Source organism: Sorangium sp. So ce693 (assembly GCF_051521375.1).
Classification (GTDB): Bacteria; Myxococcota_A; Polyangia; order Polyangiales; family Polyangiaceae; genus Sorangium; species Sorangium atrum.
In genome coordinates this window covers 5,785,737-5,801,814 of sequence record NZ_CP150347.1, presented here as the reverse complement: position 1 = coordinate 5,801,814, position 16,078 = coordinate 5,785,737, and the positions used below count along the sequence as shown (strand labels likewise).

The window sequence follows — 16,078 nt, the reverse complement described above, 5'->3', positions numbered from 1 at the left end:
TCGTCGTGGACGAGCGCCCCGCAGCGCGGGCGCTCGTCGTCGAGCGCGCCGCGCGTGGCGTGTGCGCTCAGCCGAGCGAGCAGAAGCCTTCGTAGTCGATGTAGCTCGTGATGGTCGGCGACTCGCCGCAGACGGGGCAGCTCTTGTCGCGGCGCAGCTTGAGCTCGCCGAACTTCATCCGCAGCGAGTCGTAGGTGAGGAGCCGGCCGATGAGGGGCGCCCCCTTGCCGAGGATCAGCTTCACCGCCTCGGTCGCCTGGATGATGCCGATGATCCCCGGCAGGATCCCGAGCACGCCCGCTTCCTGGCAGCTCGGCGCGAGGTGCGCGGGCGGCGGCTCGGGGTAGAGGCACCGGTAGCAGGGGCCGACGCCCGGCATGAACGTCGTCACCTGGCCCTCGAAGCGGAAGATCGAGCCGTGCACGACCGGCTTCTTCTTGAAGACCGAGGCGTCGTTCACGAGGTAGCGCGTCGGGAAGTTGTCGCAGCCGTCGACGATGATGTCGAACTGCTCGAAGATGCGGTCGACGTTGCCGCTGTCGACGCGCTCCTGGAACTTCACGACCTTCACGTCGGGGTTGAGGTCGCGGATCGCCGCCTCGGCGCTGTCGACCTTGGGCATGCCCACCCGCGAGGTCGCGTGGAGGATCTGCCGCTGGAGGTTCGAGTTGTCGACGACGTCGGCGTCGACGAGGCCGAGCGTCCCCACGCCCGCGGCGGCCAGGTACAGGGCCGCCGGGCTGCCGAGGCCGCCGGCGCCCAGCAGGAGCACCTTGGAGGCGAGCAGCTTGGCCTGCCCCGCCTCGCCGACCTCGGGCAGGAGCAGGTGCCGGGAGTACCGATCCCGCTGCGCGTCCGTGAGGTTGGGCGGCATCTCGACCGGGTACGCCATGTCCTTCCAGCGGGAGAAGCCCGGGTTGGCGCTCTCCACGTTGGTGTAACCGAGCTCCTGGAGCGTCTTCGCGGCGAGCGCCGAGCGCGTGCCGCCCGCGCAATAGGCCACGATGTGGGCCGACTTGTCCGGCAGCCTCTGCTCGACCTGTATCTCCAGGAAGCCTCGCGGGATCGAGATCGCGCCCGGGATGAAGCCGGCGCGGTACTCCTCCTTCTCACGCACATCCAGGAGCACCATCGGGGCCTTGTCGTCGAGGCGGCGCTTGAGCTCAGTCAGCGAGAGCTCGCGGATGGACTTGCGGACGTCGGAGATGAGGTCGCTATAGGTCGTGGGCATCGTGGCTCCTCAGGGATGCAGAGACTTAGGTGCCCGGCGCTACGAGTCAACGACGGACGGCCGGCGGTCGACAATTGTGGCCACGCGGGCAGGGCGAGCGCCGCGCGCGTCGGCAGAGGCGAGGCGCGGCGGCCCGGTCTGCCGGCGAGGCGCAGCCAGCCGCCCGGCGGCGGCCGGAGGGCCGGCGGGGCTCCGAGAGCGCGGCGCTAGCGGCTGCGGGGCAAGAGCTCGGGCCGCGATCGGAGCGAGGCGAGGGGCTCCTCCTTCTGCATGCCTCCCTCGCACTGGATGAGCGCGACGCGGCCTGCGGGCGGCACGTCGATGATCGTGGCCGGCTCGTTCTCCGACTTGCAGAGCGCGAGCACCTTGGTGCCCGGGGCGAGGCGCCCGCTGCGGAGCTGCTTGCGTGGCAGCTTGATCTCGGCGTCGTCGGCGAGCCGCCGGACGGTGATGTCGGCTCCCTGGACGTCGCTCACCACGCCGAGCTCGAGCGTCGGCTGCTTCTCCCGGAGCGGGCCCCACACGCGCTCGCCCTTCAGCTGGTCGTTCGGCGGCAGCCAGTCGACGGTCGGCTCCCGGGCGAGGCGCGCCAGCGGCACCCACCCGATCGCGACGTCGAACGCCGCCGTGACCACGGCCGTGCCGGGGTCGACAGCGGTCACCAGCGCGAGGTCCTTGGTCTGGCCGATGACCCATACGGGGGTCGAGGGCGGGAGGCTGCGCTTCGGCTCGCCGTCGCTGTCCGACGCAGGCGACGCCTCGACGGTGCCGTGGGACCAGCGCTGTTCCGGCTTCTTCATGGGCTTCATCCCGACCTTCCGCGCCTCGACCCACGCCGCGAGGGCGGCGCGCTTCCGCGCGAGCGGCTCGGGCAGCGCGCTGCTCCCTGGCAGCTCGGCCCCGTCGGGCGCGAGCGCCTCCCAGCGCAGGAGCGCGATGGTCGCGTCGAGCTGTCCGAGCGTCGCCTCTGCGTTCTGGGCGCCGAGCGCTCTGCCGGCGAGCTCGGCCAGCCGTGGCGCCGCGGCCGCGCGGACTCGCCCGAGGATCGCGCTCCCTTGCTCCTCGGAGACGTCTCCCCGCTTGATGGCGGCGTCGAGCTTCTCGACCACGCTCGCCCAGCGTCCGGCCGAGACATCCGCCTCGACCTGGCCATAGAGGACCTCGGCGATGGTGGCGTCGAGCTCCGCCGTGAGCCGGTCCGTGCCGGCGTCGCCGAGGACCGTCCTCGTCGGCGGGGCCGCGAGGAACGCGCGCGCCTCCGCGAGCTTGCCGGCGATGGTCGCGTCGTCGACCTTCTTGCTCGCGCACGCCGCGGCCTGCGCCGCCACGAGCCGCCGGACCTCGTGGGTGAACGCCTCGCTCTTCAGCTCGTCGATCCGCGCCGACAGCTTCTCGAACGCGGCTTCGCACTGCTTCTGGTCGAGCAGTTCGGCGGCGTCGTTGGCCCAGTCCTTCGCCTCGCGCCTGTCGACCTTCTCGCGCAGCTCGCCGATCTGGTACCGGTGCGAGTCGACGCCGAGCCCGCTCGCCTTGTCGAGCAGCCCGCGTGCCTCGGCGTACCGCTTGTCGGACAGCGCGCGGCTCGCCTCGTCGACGCGGCGCTGGCTCTCCGCGATGCGCGCCATCTCCGCCGTGACGGCGGGCTGCGGCGCCGGTCGCGCGGCGGGCTCGGCGGCGCAGCCCGCCGCGACGGGGATCGCGGCGAGGACGAGGACGAGGGAGAGGGGATGACGGAGCAGCGGCCCTGCTGAGCGCATAGGACAGGACTGTTCCACTTCCTCCGGAGGAACGTCAACATCGCCTCCGGCGGCGTTTCTTGACCCTCGTGCGACGACGCCTTACGTGAGCTCCCCGTGAGCGACGACGATACGCGCAGGACGGGTGACCACGCGCCGGCTGCCGGGGAGAGCAGCGGAGCGCGCGTCTTCAAGGCGCCGAAGATCACGATCAACCGCGTCTACACGCGGCAGGGGGACGGCGGGCTGACCCGGCTCGTCGGCGGGCAGCTCGTCCCGAAGGACGACGCGCGGATCGAGACCTACGGCACCGTCGACGAGCTCAACGCGCTCGTCGGCGCCGCGCGGCAGACGTTGATCGAGCTGCTCCCGGGGGCGCCGGGCGAGGGCGCCCAGCGCCTCGTGGAGCTCGGGCGCACGCTGCTCCGCGTCCAGCACGAGCTCTTCAACCTCGGGTCGATCCTCGCGACGCTCCCGGAGGACGTCCACCCGAAGCAGCCGCGCGTGACGCAGGCCGAGATCGATCTCCTCGAGGCCGAGATGGACCGCTGCCAGGCCGAGCTGCCGCCGCTGCGCTCGTTCGTCCTCCCCGGCGGCTCGCGGCTCAACACCGACCTCCACGTCGCGCGGACGGTGTGCCGCCGGGCGGAGCGCTGCTGCGTGCGCCTCGCCCAGGCTGGCCAGGCCGATCCGCACGCGGTCCGCTACCTGAACCGCCTGAGCGACGCGCTCTTCGTCTGGAGCCGCTGGGCGGCTGCGCTCCTCGGCACGCCGGAGCTCCTCTGGGAGCCCGACGCCTCGGCGAGCGGCAAGGCGCCGCCGGCCTGAGCCGCGCCGCCCTGGTCGGCATCACAGCGGCGCGCTCGTGGCCTTTCCGCCGCGGAGCAGGCGCGGGGGCTCTCCGCCGGAGCGCGCGGTCGTCCTCGACCCGGGCAGCGCCGCCGCGTCGGCCGCCGCGAGGGCGGCGCGCGTGCGCTGCACGAGCCGCAGGCCCGCGGCGAGGCCGACGCCTGCCACGAGGGCGAGACAGCCGAGCGTGATCGGGAAGGGGAGGGCGCCGGTCAGCCGCGTGGCCGGCACGGCCGGGCCGAAGACGAGCGCCGCGACGAGGTAGGCGAGCCGCTCGTGCCGGCGCATCAGCCCGTCGGGCAGCGAGATCCGGTAGGCGTCGGCCTTGGCGCGCGCGTAGCTCACGAGCGACGACGCGACCATCGCGACGAGCGGGATCGCGAGCGCCGCGGGGTGCTCCCTGTAGAAGACGGCGAGGCCGATGAGCGGCGCGGCGTCGGACAGGCGGTCGAGGCACGAGTCGAGCACCGCCCCGGCGCGCGACGCCCTGCCGCCTTCGCGCGCCACCATGCCGTCGAGCGCGTCGAGGACGGCGCCGGCGATGAGCAGCGCCGCGCCGGACCGGAAGCGGCCGGCCGCGAGCAGCGGCGCGCAGGCGAGCGCCAGGCCGAGCGAGAGGTAGGTGAGCGCGTCCGGCGAGACGCCGAGGCGAACGAGCGCGCGCGCGGGGGCGTGGAAGGACCAGTAGAAGGCCTCGACCACCGGCCTGGGGAGCAGCGCGCTCCCTGGAGAGGCGCCGAGCCGCGGCATCGCGGGTCGGCCGTGGCGCGCGACGCGCACGGCGTAGGCGCCGAGCACGGCTGTGCAGATTAGGATCGCAACGGCGCAGGGGAGGACGGCCACATCGAGGGCGGTTGCAGGGTTCGATCCGGGCCGCGTCAGGCGACGCGGGCGCCTCGCCGCGGCCGATCGGGCTGCGCTGCGTCGAGCGATGACCTCGCGCCGTCGCGGGCGGCCAGGCCGCGTCCCCGCGCGCCGCCGTGCGCGCGGCGCGGGATGCGAGGACCCCTCGTGGAGGGCCGCGCCGCGCGGGCTCGACGAGCTACGGGCAGCTGGCGCGCGAGAGCCGGATGCCCTGGTCCTGCTCCGTGTAGGCGATTCCGAGCTCCTGGCCTGTCCAGGCCAGCGCCGGGTACCGGGCGGTCGCGCCGCCGCTCGCCTCGAGCTCGCCGCCCACGGGCTCGAGATCCCGGCTCAGCAGCGTGACGAAGACGCCCGGGGGGCCGTCGCGGAACTGGTAGTACGCGACGGCGAGGCCGTGCCCTGTCCACGCGAGCGCCGGCCAGTTGGCGCTGCCTTCGCCCCGCGAGACGATGGCCTCGGGCGATACCTCGTCCTGCGCGGAGATCCGGAGCGCGCGGATCTGCTCAGCGCCGCTGCGGGTGTCCTCCCAGGCGAGGAAGGCGTCGTCCCCGCCGAGCACGACGCGCGGCAGCTTCGCGGTGACGCCCGGGTGCGCGATCGGATCGAGCGGAGCGCTCTCCTGGCCCGGCCTGGCGAAGTCGAGCGCGTCGCCCTGGGTCCAGACCACCGCGGTCTTCTCGCCGTCCGAGGCGACGGCTGGAAATTGCGCCTGATCCAGCGGCACCGAGCTGCTCAGCGCGCCGCTGTCGAGGTGGCCGAGCTGCGACCCGCCCGTGTCCATCCACGCGACGAGCGTCCCGTCCTGGCTCGCCGCCGCGGTGGGCCAGGACTCGGCCGCTCCGCTCCTGGCCAGATCGAAGGCCGCGCCTTCGGCCGCGCCTTCCAGCGTCGCGCGGCGGCCGCGCACGACGCTGCCCGCGCCGTCCTGATCCTGCCAGAGGACGAGCAGGCCCTGCCCGTCGCGGTGAACGCTCGGGTGGCTGGAGACGCCCGGCCCGTCATCGATCACCTCCTCCCGCAGCTTGTTGCCCTCCGCGTCGACCATGGCGAGGTGGATGTCGCCCTCGTCGGCCGCGCGCTCCTGCCAGGCGATGGCGAAGCCCGCCCCGGTCCACGCGATCGAGGGCGTGATCCCGCGGCCGCTGCTCACCTTCAGGCCCGCGGCCGTGATCGTGCAGGCTGCGGCCTGGCTCCCGGTCCCGCCGCCTCCCGCTGCGTGCCCGCCGCCTCCTGCTGCGTTTTCGCCGCCTCCCGACTCTGCTTTCCCGACTCGTTCGTCGGAGCCGCAGCCCCACGCCGCGGCGAGGATCGCCGCGCTGATGGAGCCAAGAACCCAGTGCCTCATTGTTCCCCCGTCGTGGTGATGAGAGGCGCTCGGCGCGGCGCGCGCCGCGCGGAGATCGCGCCGAATGCCTCGATTCACGGGTCCGGCGCGGCGACATCCTCTGTCACGGAGACGGCGAGGAGCGGATCGCCGTGCGGACGACCGCCGTTTCTCCGTTCGATGTCGGGAGGGGCTGCGGGTCGCGGCCCAGCCCTGCGCTTCGCGCGGATCACACCCGCGCGCCGAGCTTCGGGGCGCGAAGCGCCGTTCGCTCGGCGCGCGGCGGCTCGAGCGCCGTGCGCGCCTGCAGGCATTCTCCGACCGGCGCTGCCCTCGCTGGATCGCGCGCCGCGCGCGCCGATCCGACCAGCCGCGCTACTCGTCGCCCTGCTGCGGTTGCAGCGCCTCGGCGACGGCCGCGAGCACGTCCTGCGCTGCGTCGAGCTTGCGTCGCGGCACCGACTTCAGCGCCTGTCGCACGGCCGCCTCCACCGTGCCGGTGCGGAGGCTGTCGAGCTCGCGCCCGCGCGCGGTGAGGCCAAGGAGCGCGCGGCGCCCGTCCTTCGGGTCGGCCCGGCGCTCGATGATGCCGCGCTCTTGCAGCCGCTTGAGCACGCCCGTGAGGGTGCTCGGGTGCAGCTGCATGATCTCGGCGAGCTGCCCGGCGGAGATCCCGGGGTAACGCCCGACGATGCGGATGACGAGCCGCTGCGGGCCCGTCACGCCCATCTTCGCCTCCATGCGCTTCGACGTCGACTGCAGGCCGTGATCGACGGCCCACAGGAGCTTCATGAAGTCGAGCACCTCGCCCAGCCGAGAGCTCTTCTCTGAAGGGGGGCCGGCTTGAGACGAGCGCATCGCTGACGCTTGCTAGCTCGCCCGGACGCGGGCGGCTAGTGCTGGTCGCAGCGAGGGCCGTCGGCGCCGGGCGCGCGCTGGGCGCGACGCCGGGGCAGATCGCCGAGGAAATCGAGCGGGAAGATCGCCGGAAGCCGCGGATCGCCGCGGGCGCGCCGGCACGCACCGGGAAGGGCGGCGATGTCGAGTTACCCACAGCGCCGTCGTTGTCTCCGCGCTTTGCCGTAGCGCCGGCGGGCGGTTTCGGAGCAAGATCCACGTCGATGAGCTGGGCACGGCGAGCCGCTCTGTGGACCGGGCTCGGCGCGCTGCTCTGCATCTCGGGCGCGGCCGTCGGCCAGGCGCCGTCGGTGCGCGCGTCCTTCTCGGCGGCGTACCGCGCCTTCCGCGATCCCAGCCTGCTCGACCGCGCGCCCGCCCTCGCGGCGACGGCCGACGCCTGCCCTCCGCCCGCTGGCGACGCGCCGCCCGCCCTCACGGCGCTCCTCGTGCACGAGTTCCAGCCCGCGGCGGACGAGGATCTCGAGGACCCCGAGGGCGCGGTGCTGGCCACGCTGGCGATGCCGGACCTCGACGTGCCCCTCACGCGCCGCGCGATGCGGTTCGTCCGCTTCTTCGCGCAGTCCGAGGAGGGACGCGCCCTCTTCCTGCGCCGCTTCCGGCGCGCCGGCGCGTACCGCGAGATCATCGAGCGCTCGCTCCGCGAGGCGGGCCTCCCGGAGGATCTGCTCTGGGTCGCGGCGATCGAGAGCGGCTTCGACCCGCGGGCGGTCTCGCCGGCCGGCGCGGCGGGGCTCTGGCAGTTCATGCCGAGGACGGGCGAGGCCTACGGGCTCGAGCAGTCCGAGTGGATCGACGCCCGCATGGGCATCACGCGGGCCACGGACGCCGCGACCGCGCACCTGCGCGACCTGTACGAGCGCTTCGGCCGCTGGGACCTCGCGCTGGCGGCGTACAACCTCGGTCACGAGGGCGTCCTCCGCGCGCTGTCGAAGGTCGCGGCGGCGCGCGATCCCGAGGCCCGCGGGCCCATCGGGCTCGCGGAGCTCTCGCAGGCCGGCGCCATCCCCAAGGAGACCGCGGACTACGTGCCGCAGATCATGGCCTTCGCGATCGTCGCGGCGAACCGCGGGCGCTTCGGGCTGGACTTGCCCGACGTCGCGCCGCTCCCGCCGCTCGACCTCGGCGAGGTCGCGGTGCCGCCGGGGACGCGGCTCCGCACGATCGCGCGCGCCGCGGGCATCTCGACGGCCGTGCTGCGCGAGCACAACCCCGAGCTCCTGCGCGACCGGGTCCCGCCCGGCCGCGTCGACCACCTGATCTCGCTGCCCGCCGATCGCGTCGCGCGCGCGATGGCCCTCTTTCCCGCCTACCTCGACCACGAGGAGCTCGACGAGGACGAGGGCGACGGCGCGGCGAGCGCCGGGCTGCCGCAGCGCGCCGCGATGGGCGAGCTCGCGCTGGACGGCGCGTCGCTGCCGCCCCGCCCCGTGTCGCTCGGTCGGAACCGGCTCCCTCTCTTCACCCCGCCCGGCCAGGCGCCGGCGCCCATGCCGCTCCTCGGCAACCCGGAGGCGCTCGACGCGAGGCTCCCGATCGTGATGATCGGCGGCGGCGTCGGCTTTCGCCCTGCCTTCGAGGACGACCCGCTCGGCGTCCGCAGCGGGCACCTCGCCTCGACGTCGCCCTTCGACGACGTCGGGGGCCCGACCGCGCGCCGCGCCCTCAAGGGGCGCGAGGCGGCGATCGAGAAGCAGATCGGCCTCCTCGCGGGGCGAGGCCAGGAGCAGGTGCAGCGCTTCCGCCTCCCGAACGGCATCGCGGTGGACCTGCGCGAAGACCCCGCGGCGCCGCTCGTCTCGATCAGCGCGGCGGTCGCCGTCCCGGTGCGGTCCGCGAGCGACGCCGGCGCGGCGGGGCCCGCGCTCGCCAGCGAGGCGCGCGTCGCGATCACCGTGCCCCCGCGGGATCTCGACGTCGGCATCGATCTGGTCGCCGCGCGGCTCAGGATGCTGCTCGGCGAGGCGAGCGACGCGCGCGTGGCCGAGCTCAGGCGGCAGGCCAGCGCGGCCTCGCGGCGCGCGCTCGAGCGGGCGCCGTACGGCCCCTCGTGGCTGGCGCTCGGAGACGCGCTGTTCCCCGCCGGCCACCCGCTGGAGGGCACCTTGATAGGGGCGCGCGGCGACGCAGGCGCGGCGAGCGAGCTCCTGCTCGCCGAGTCGCTCCGGCGCGAGCGCGCCGCGGCCCAGGCGACGATCGCGCTCTCGGGCGACGTCTCTCGCGCGGCGGTCGAGCAGGCGCTCGCGCGCTCGCTCCAGCGCGCCGTCGAGGAGCCGGAGCGGCCCATCGGGCCGCATCCGCGCGAGGAGCGGATCGTCATCGAGGACGCGGTGCCGGCACCGCGGCTGCTCTATGGCTGGATCGCGCCGCCGGAGGGAGGCACGGAGGAGGCGCCGCTCCGGGTGGCGATGGAGATCCTCGTCAGCCCGCGCGTCGCGCGGCTCGCGAAGGCCCTCGTGACCGAGGGGCAGCTCGCGTCGGAGGTGACGGGGCGCCTGTCGCTCGGCGCCCAGGCGAGCGTCGCGGCGGTGGAGCTCACCCCTGCGCCGTCGCGCAGCGCCGCCGAGCTGGAGCAGCGCCTCGACGCCGAGCTCGCGTCGCTCGCAGCGTCCGGGCCCACCTGGAAGGAGCTGGCCCTCGCGAAGGCCTTGCTCAAGCTGGATCTCGAGAGAGAGCTCACGCGGCGCGCCACGGTCGCGCCGCCGCCCGCGTCCCCTCGGCCGATCACGGACCTGCGGCTGCGCGCTGCGCTCGACCCAGGCAGCCTGCCGAGACTGCTCCGCGCGCTCGAGGAGGTCGAGCCGGCCGACGTCCGCGCCGTCGTCGCGCGGACCTTCGGCCGAGAGCGTCGGGTGAGCGTCACGACCTGGCCTCGCGGCGGAAGCGCCGCGGCGACGGCGGCCTCTTCAGCGCCCCCGCCGCCCGCTCCTCCGCAGCCCTGAGGCCGCTGGGCCTGTTCAATCGGCCGAACGCGGCCGAGCATGTCCGAACGTGGCTAAACGTGGCTGAACGCCGCTGAACATGTCGCTGTGTGACCGGCGTCACATGTTCAGCATCTCGTGTGCCAGCCGGCCTTTTTCATCATGAACTTATGGACAGGTATGGACAGCTGGTAGTGATTGGAGATAGCACGAGAGAATGACGACCCCTGTGAAGCCGCTGATGGCTGCGGTAGCGGCGAGCGAGCACTCCGGCCATTTCCAGGATGGTGTCTATCGGCCTTCCCTCTCGTCGCCCGCGGAGGCGCCGGCGCTCCGGGTGACGCGAAGCGGCGTCGTGGAGCGCCCGGCGCGGACCACCGCGAGGACGCACTCCGGCGTGCGGCTCTCGGAGGTGTCCGAGCTGCCTTCGCTGCTCGACCATGTGCCTGCGGTCATTGCGCTGGAGCGGCAGCCGGTGCTGCGCAACCTGCTCATCACCCAGTGCTACTACGAGATCTCCGCGGAGCTCGTGAAGCTGCTCGGCGGACGCAACGCCCACTGGTGCACCTTCGCCACGTGGGCCTCGAAGACGGCCGGGCGTTTCATCCGCAACGAGGAGGTGCCGGCGGTGCTCCGGGAGCTGATCCTCTCGGACGAGGACGAGCGGGAGGTGATCTCGCAGCGCGCCGGCATCGCGACGGGGCGCGGCAAGGGCGAGCCCGAGCGCGCTCCGCTCGTCAGCGGCGTCAACCTGCTCACGCCCTGGTGGGGTCATGGACTCGATCTGATGGAGATCCCAGAGCGGATCTTGCGCGAGCTGAGCTCGGACATCGCCCTCGGCAATCTCAAGGTCTTCGAGGAGCTCGGACCCCTGTTCGTCCGCATGATCCAGGTCTATCGAGAGTGCCCGCGGCCCGGCGACGCGCAGCTCGCCGCCCTGCTCGACGGGCTGCAGACAGGGGAGTCTCGGGAGGGCGGACAGGGGCTGCTCCGCAGCGCCGTGGCGCGCTACCACGAGGCGATGCTCACGGAGGACAAGGACAGGAAAGCGGAGCTGATCCTCCTCGCCAACGCGCTCGTCGGGCTGCACGAGCAGGTGCGGCTCCAGCCGTACATCGCGCGGGCGCTCAACGCGCCCGTCCGCTGCGTGCGCGACTCGGTCGGCGTCCCCGGACGGCTCCTGCCCGAGGCGCTGAGGTCCGTCATCCGGGAGCAGGCCGAGAAGGTGCAGGAGCTCTGGCGCCTGCTGGCCACGAAGGAAATGATGACCATGCGCCTGCCGGACGAGCTCCTGGATCTCGGCCACGACCTGCCCGCGCCGCCCGGCTTGCCGCTCCACTGCGCCGAGCTCGCGACCATCGAGGATCGCGAGCTCCTCGAGCTCCTGAGCGAGTACGACGCGCACGACCAGACGACGCACGGCTGCGGCGCGGAGGACTGGGCGTCGCTGCCCGAGCGCATGGGCTACATCCTCGAGCTGTTCCGCTCACGGCAGTCCTGCTCGCGGCTCCTCGAGCGGCCCTTCAGCCGCGAGCAGCACGCCGAGATCGCCGCATGGCGGGTGCCGATGCCCAGTCACGGCGCGCTCTAGAGCGGCGGTCACCCGCTTCGGATACGGGCCCATCTCGTCGTTTTCGGTGCTCAGCGCACTGGAGTGCGCTTCCGCGCCGAAAACGCCGATCTGGACCCGTCTCCTGTGCGGGAGACCGCCGCTCTGCGTCGGGTGTACCGGAGGGGGTGGGGACCGCTCTAGGGGAGCGCCGCGCGGCGCTCGGAGAGGCGCGCCAGAAGGCCGAGCGCGCCCTGACCCTCCGCGATCTCGCGCCCGCGCCGGAAGGCCGCCTCGGCCCGATCTCGCGCCTCCGCGGCCGTCGGCGCGCCGCGCGCGAGGGCGATCTCGCCCTCGAGCCGATAGAGCTCTGGCTCGAAGTAGCGCTCGTCGCTCTTCTCGACGAAGCCCCGCGTGTCGGCGAGCAGCGCGCTGGCCTCGTCGACGTTGCCCGCGCCGAGCTCCGCCTCGATGAGCGCTGAGCGCCAGTAGGTGAGCGACACGCGGCTGCCGACGCCCGTCAGCATCGCCAGGCCTCCGCGGATGCGCGCGGCGCCCTCCGCGTAGCGCGCGCGCGCCGCCTCGCCGGCCGGGCCATCGGCCGCGCGCGCCGCCGTCGCCCAGCCGAGGTCGATCTGGCTGAGCGCCGCCCAGTGGGGCATGCCCACCTCCTCGGAGAGCTTGCTGAGCGCGTGCGCGTGCGCCTCCGCGCCCGCGAGATCGCCGAGCAGGCAGCACAGCACGGCCGCGAAGTGCTCGACGAAGCCGCGGCTCACGGGCTGGTTCAGCTCCTCGCACAGCGCGATCGCCTCGTCGACCGAGGCCCTGGCGCGCTCCGGCTCGCCGAGGTGGAACGCGATCCAGGCGAGGTGGGACAGGGAGAACGCCGCGGCGTCCTGGCCGAAGAGGAAGGCGAGCGGGAGGTGACGCGCGGGATCGTAGAGCGCGAGCACCTTGTTGAAGTGCTCGCGGGCCTCGCGGAGGTGCCCGCGGAGGAAGCGCGTCGCGCCGAGCGCCTGGTGGGCGCCCAGCGTGATGCCGGCGTCGCCCGTGCTCTCCGCGAGCGCGAGCAGCTGCTCGCCGTGCTGCTCCGCCAGCGCGTAGTCGCCGCGGACGTGGAAGAAGATCCAGAGCCCCCACAGCGCGGGGAAGAGCTGCGGCGAGGAGCCCGCCTCGCGGCAGAGCGCGTGCGCGCGCGCGTACGTCGCCTCGACCTCCGGGGCGGCGTAGCCGCGCGTGATCATCAGCGGGACGCCGAGCGTGGTCTGCAGCGTGATCTCGTGGCGCGTCCGCTCGTTGGTCTCCGGGAGCTGCTTGAGGAGCTCGAGCCCGCGGCTGAGCTGGCTGATCGCCTCGGCGTGCGCCGACGAGAACAGCGAGGCCTCGCCCGCGCGCTGCCACGCCGCGACGGCGGGGCCGATCAGCGCGGCCTCGGTGTAGTGCCGCGCGAGCAGCTCGGGCGGCGTATCCGTGGAGCGCTCGGCGAGGACGGCGGCGATGCGCGCGTGGTACACCTGCCGGGTGCTGCGGAGCAGCGACTGGTAGGCGGCGTCCTGCACCAGCGCGTGCTTGAACGTGTACGTCGAGCGCGGGGGGCGCCCCCGCTGGAAGAGCAGCTCGGCGTCGACGAGCTGCGCGAGCGCCTCGCGCAGCGCCTCGGGGCTCGACGCCATGAGCAGCGGCTCGGCGCCCGCGCTGCCCGCCGCGCACTGCTCGAGCGCCTCGTAGCCGAACGATCGGCCGAACACCGCGCCGAGCTGCGCGACCTCCTTGGCAGGGCCCAGGCGGTCGAGGCGCGACATCAGCGAGTGCTGGAGGGTGGTCGGGATCTCGAGCGCGCCCACCCCAGGGCGCGCGGCGCTCGGCGCGCCGGTCGACTCCCCTGCGGCGGCCTGCGCGGCGGCCGACTCGACCACCATGCGCGTGAGCTCCTCGGCGAACAGCGGGACGCCGTCGCTGCGCTCGGCGAGCGTCCGGATCACCTCGTCCGGCAGCGACGCCTTCATGCCCGGCGCGCCGCTCGTCGCGTACGCGCCGGCCAGCTGCTGGACGAGCGCCCGCATCCGCTCGGCGTTGAGCGGGGCGAGGTAGATCTGGGTGAAGTGCGAACGCACCGGCCACGGCGGCGCGAACGTCGGGCGCGCGGTCAGGAGCAGCAGCAGCGGAGACGGCCGCCCCTCGTCGATGAGCCGGCCGAGCAGCTCCAGGGTCGACGGGTCGGCCCAGTGCAGGTCCTCGGCCGTGAGCACGAGCGGCTGCCGATCGGCGAGCCCGAGGAAGAGCTGCAGGAGCGAGGAGATGGTCTCCTGCCGCTGGCGCTGCGGGGTGAGCGCCGGCGCGGGGTGGCGTCCCTCGGTCGGGATCGACAGCAGCGCGGCGAGCAGCGGGACGGCGAGCGGCCCCGCCTCCGCCTCGGCGAGCAGCTTCTCCAGCCGCGCGAGCCGGTCTTCGCGCGGCTCGACCCCTGCGCCGCGCTCCGTCGACGGCGCGGCGCCGCTCAGCGTGCTCGCGCGCTCGCGATCGCCCGCGAGCAGCGCCTTGAGCAGCTCGATCACCGGATAGAAGGCGCTGTTCTGGAGCTGCGGCGAGCAGCGCGCCTCGAGCCACAGGTGCGGCGTCCCGGCCAGCCGGTCGCGGAACGCGCGCACGCTCCGCGACTTGCCGATCCCCGCCTCGCCCGTCATCAGCACGACCTGCCCCGCGCCCCCCGCGGCCCGCGTCCACCGGGCGGCGATCTCGTCGAGCTCGCTGTCTCTCCCGACGAGCGGCGTGAGCCCGTGCTGCATCCTCGCGTCCAGCCGGTCCCGCGCGGTCGTGCGCCCGTGCACCGCGAAGACCTCGATCGGCTGGCGCGCCTCCTTCGGGCTGATCTCGCCGAGCGCGTCCACGTGGTAATAGCCCTCGACGAGCTTCAGCGTCGCGCGGCTCACGAGCACCGTGCCCGGCTCCGCGTGGGCCTTCAGCTGCGTCGCGGCGTTCAAGGTCGGGCCTGCGAGCGAGGGCGCGGCGTCGCTGTCCGCCACGACGACGATCCCTGTGTGCACGCCGACCTGCACGGACAGCGGCATGGACACGAGCTCGCGCGCGTTCAGGCGGGACATCTGCTCGACCAGATCGAGCGCCGCCTGCACGGCGCGGAGGGCGTCGTCCTCCCTCGCGACGGGGTGGCCGAAATACGCGATCGTCTCCTCGCCTGGAGAGCGGAGGAAGACCCCCTCGTGCGCCCCGATCACCTGGGCGCACACCGCCTGATACATCTGGACGAGCTCGTGGAACGCCTCGCTGTCGACCGTGTCCGCGATGCGCTCGGCGCCGGCGAGCCCGCAGACCAGCACGGTGAGCTGGCGGCGCTCGCCGCGCCCGCTGGTGGACATCGGCCGCGTCCCGGGCGCGACGCTGGGGCGGGAGGTGAAGCTCATCGCCGGCGCCGTCTCTGGGCTCCCGGAGGCGCCCAGGTGGATCGACGCGTTGCGGATCGGCCTCGCCGGCGCCGCGGCGGGCGCGAGGTTGCGGCCTGGGATCGCGAGCGTCGGCGCGGCGCCGAGCCGCTCGTCCTGCCGCTGCTGCTCGGGGGATTTGCGCACCGTGCCCGGCGGCGGCTCGATCTGCTCGGAGGGCACGAGCTGGGTCTCCTGCTCGGCCTCGACCTGTCGCGCCGGTCGCGTCACGATCGCCCGCTGCTCCAGGGCGCCGCCGCGCTCCTTCTGCGAGGCGGCGTGGCCGGGATCGGGCGGCAGCGGCCACGGGATCTCCGACACGTCGCACTCGTCCAGCAGCTCGTAGGCCTCGCGGGCGGACCGGAAGCGGTGCGCCGGCGACTTGGCGGTCGCCTGCTCGAGCAGCGCGCCGAGGGGGTGGCCGCGGAGCGCGCGGGGGATCGGCACCGGCTCGGGGCTCAGCTGGCGGAAGATGACCTCCGCGACCGTCGCCTCGTGCATCACGGGCGCGCCGATCAGGCACTCAAGAAAGGTGAGCCCCCATGCATAGATGTCCGCCGCTGTGGTCGGGGTGGACTGCACGAGCTGCTCCGGGGCCATGTAGGCCGGGGTCCCGTTGAACTCCCCGGTGGGGGTGAGCGCGCGGTAGTCGGCGGACCGGGCCTCGCCGATGAGCGCGGCGATGCCGAAATCCAGCACCTTGGCGTGTGTCCGCTTGCCCGACCCGGCGACCATGATGTTGTGCGGCTTGAGGTCGCGGTGCACGACGCCGCGCTCGTGGGCGAAGCCGATGGCGTCGAGCACCTGCAGCATCAGCCGCTTCGCCTCGCTCGGCTCGACCCCCCTCGTGCGCTGGCAGCGCGCGGTCAGCGTCTCGCCGTCGACGTACTCGAGCGCAAGGTAGAGCTCGCCCTCGGGCAGGCGCCCGGCGTCGAGCAGGCGAACGATGTTCGGGTGGCTCAGCTGGGCGATGACCTGCATCTCCCGCTCGAAGCGCGCTTCCTGGGAGCCCGACTCGCGCGAGCGCCGCAGCACCTCGGGCCGAAGCAGCTTGAGCGCCACGCGCTGGGTGGTCACGATCTGGCGCGCATCGTAGACGACGCTATGGCCGCCGCTCCCGAGGTGGCCGAGCACCTGATACCGGCCGTCCACGAGCGCGCCGACCTCGAGCAATCCATCGCGAGCGGGCATCTCCTGATCTCTTACCGCCGAACGCCGCCGGAGTGGATCGTGAACGCCGCTGCCGGTC

9 protein-coding genes are annotated in these 16,078 nt (G+C 73.9%); 3 read left to right on the top strand and 6 right to left on the bottom strand.

Annotated features, from left to right (window positions below; translation table 11 throughout):
* Window positions 1-67 precede the first annotated feature (67 nt).
* Both moeB and WMF14_RS21740 read right to left on the bottom strand, forming a co-directional pair.
* On the bottom strand, window positions 68-1,231 hold the full coding sequence (gene moeB, locus WMF14_RS21745; protein ID WP_272099665.1) for a molybdopterin-synthase adenylyltransferase MoeB: 1,164 nt from the start codon (window positions 1,229-1,231) through the stop codon (window positions 68-70).
* A gap of 206 nt (window positions 1,232-1,437) precedes the next feature.
* Entirely contained in the window at window positions 1,438-2,988 is a 1,551-nt protein-coding gene (locus tag WMF14_RS21740; protein ID WP_437803404.1) for a hypothetical protein, read from the bottom strand.
* Window positions 2,989-3,084: 96 nt separating this feature from the next.
* On the opposite strand from WMF14_RS21740, the gene WMF14_RS21735 reads away from it, so the two are divergent.
* Entirely contained in the window at window positions 3,085-3,795 is a 711-nt protein-coding gene (locus WMF14_RS21735) for a cob(I)yrinic acid a,c-diamide adenosyltransferase (protein ID WP_437803403.1), read from the top strand.
* Between the two features lie 21 nt (window positions 3,796-3,816).
* Here the strand turns inward: WMF14_RS21735 and WMF14_RS21730 are convergent, their stop codons facing one another.
* The 3 genes from WMF14_RS21730 to WMF14_RS21720 form a co-directional block, all read right to left on the bottom strand.
* Entirely contained in the window at window positions 3,817-4,614 is a 798-nt protein-coding gene (locus tag WMF14_RS21730; RefSeq protein ID WP_437803402.1) for a CDP-alcohol phosphatidyltransferase family protein, read from the bottom strand.
* A 244-nt stretch (window positions 4,615-4,858) separates the two neighbouring features.
* Window positions 4,859-6,025, bottom strand: a complete 1,167-nt coding sequence (locus WMF14_RS21725) for a hypothetical protein (protein WP_437803401.1) — start codon at window positions 6,023-6,025, stop codon at window positions 4,859-4,861.
* A 354-nt stretch (window positions 6,026-6,379) separates the two neighbouring features.
* Window positions 6,380-6,862: a MarR family winged helix-turn-helix transcriptional regulator gene (locus tag WMF14_RS21720; RefSeq protein WP_437803400.1), complete on the bottom strand. Its 483-nt coding sequence runs from the start codon at window positions 6,860-6,862 to the stop codon at window positions 6,380-6,382.
* A 263-nt stretch (window positions 6,863-7,125) separates the two neighbouring features.
* Between WMF14_RS21720 and WMF14_RS21715 the strand changes: the two genes are divergently transcribed.
* Together WMF14_RS21715 and WMF14_RS21710 are read left to right on the top strand one after the other, a co-directional pair.
* Entirely contained in the window at window positions 7,126-9,864 is a 2,739-nt protein-coding gene (locus WMF14_RS21715) for a transglycosylase SLT domain-containing protein (protein ID WP_437803399.1), read from the top strand.
* A 196-nt stretch (window positions 9,865-10,060) separates the two neighbouring features.
* Window positions 10,061-11,434, top strand: a complete 1,374-nt coding sequence (locus WMF14_RS21710; RefSeq protein WP_437803398.1) for a hypothetical protein — start codon at window positions 10,061-10,063, stop codon at window positions 11,432-11,434.
* A 158-nt stretch (window positions 11,435-11,592) separates the two neighbouring features.
* Here WMF14_RS21710 and WMF14_RS21705 read toward each other — a convergent pair whose 3' ends face one another.
* A complete protein-coding gene (locus WMF14_RS21705) occupies window positions 11,593-16,020 on the bottom strand; it encodes a protein kinase domain-containing protein (RefSeq protein WP_437803397.1) in 4,428 nt (1,475 codons plus the stop codon).
* Between the last annotated feature and the right edge of the window lie 58 nt (window positions 16,021-16,078).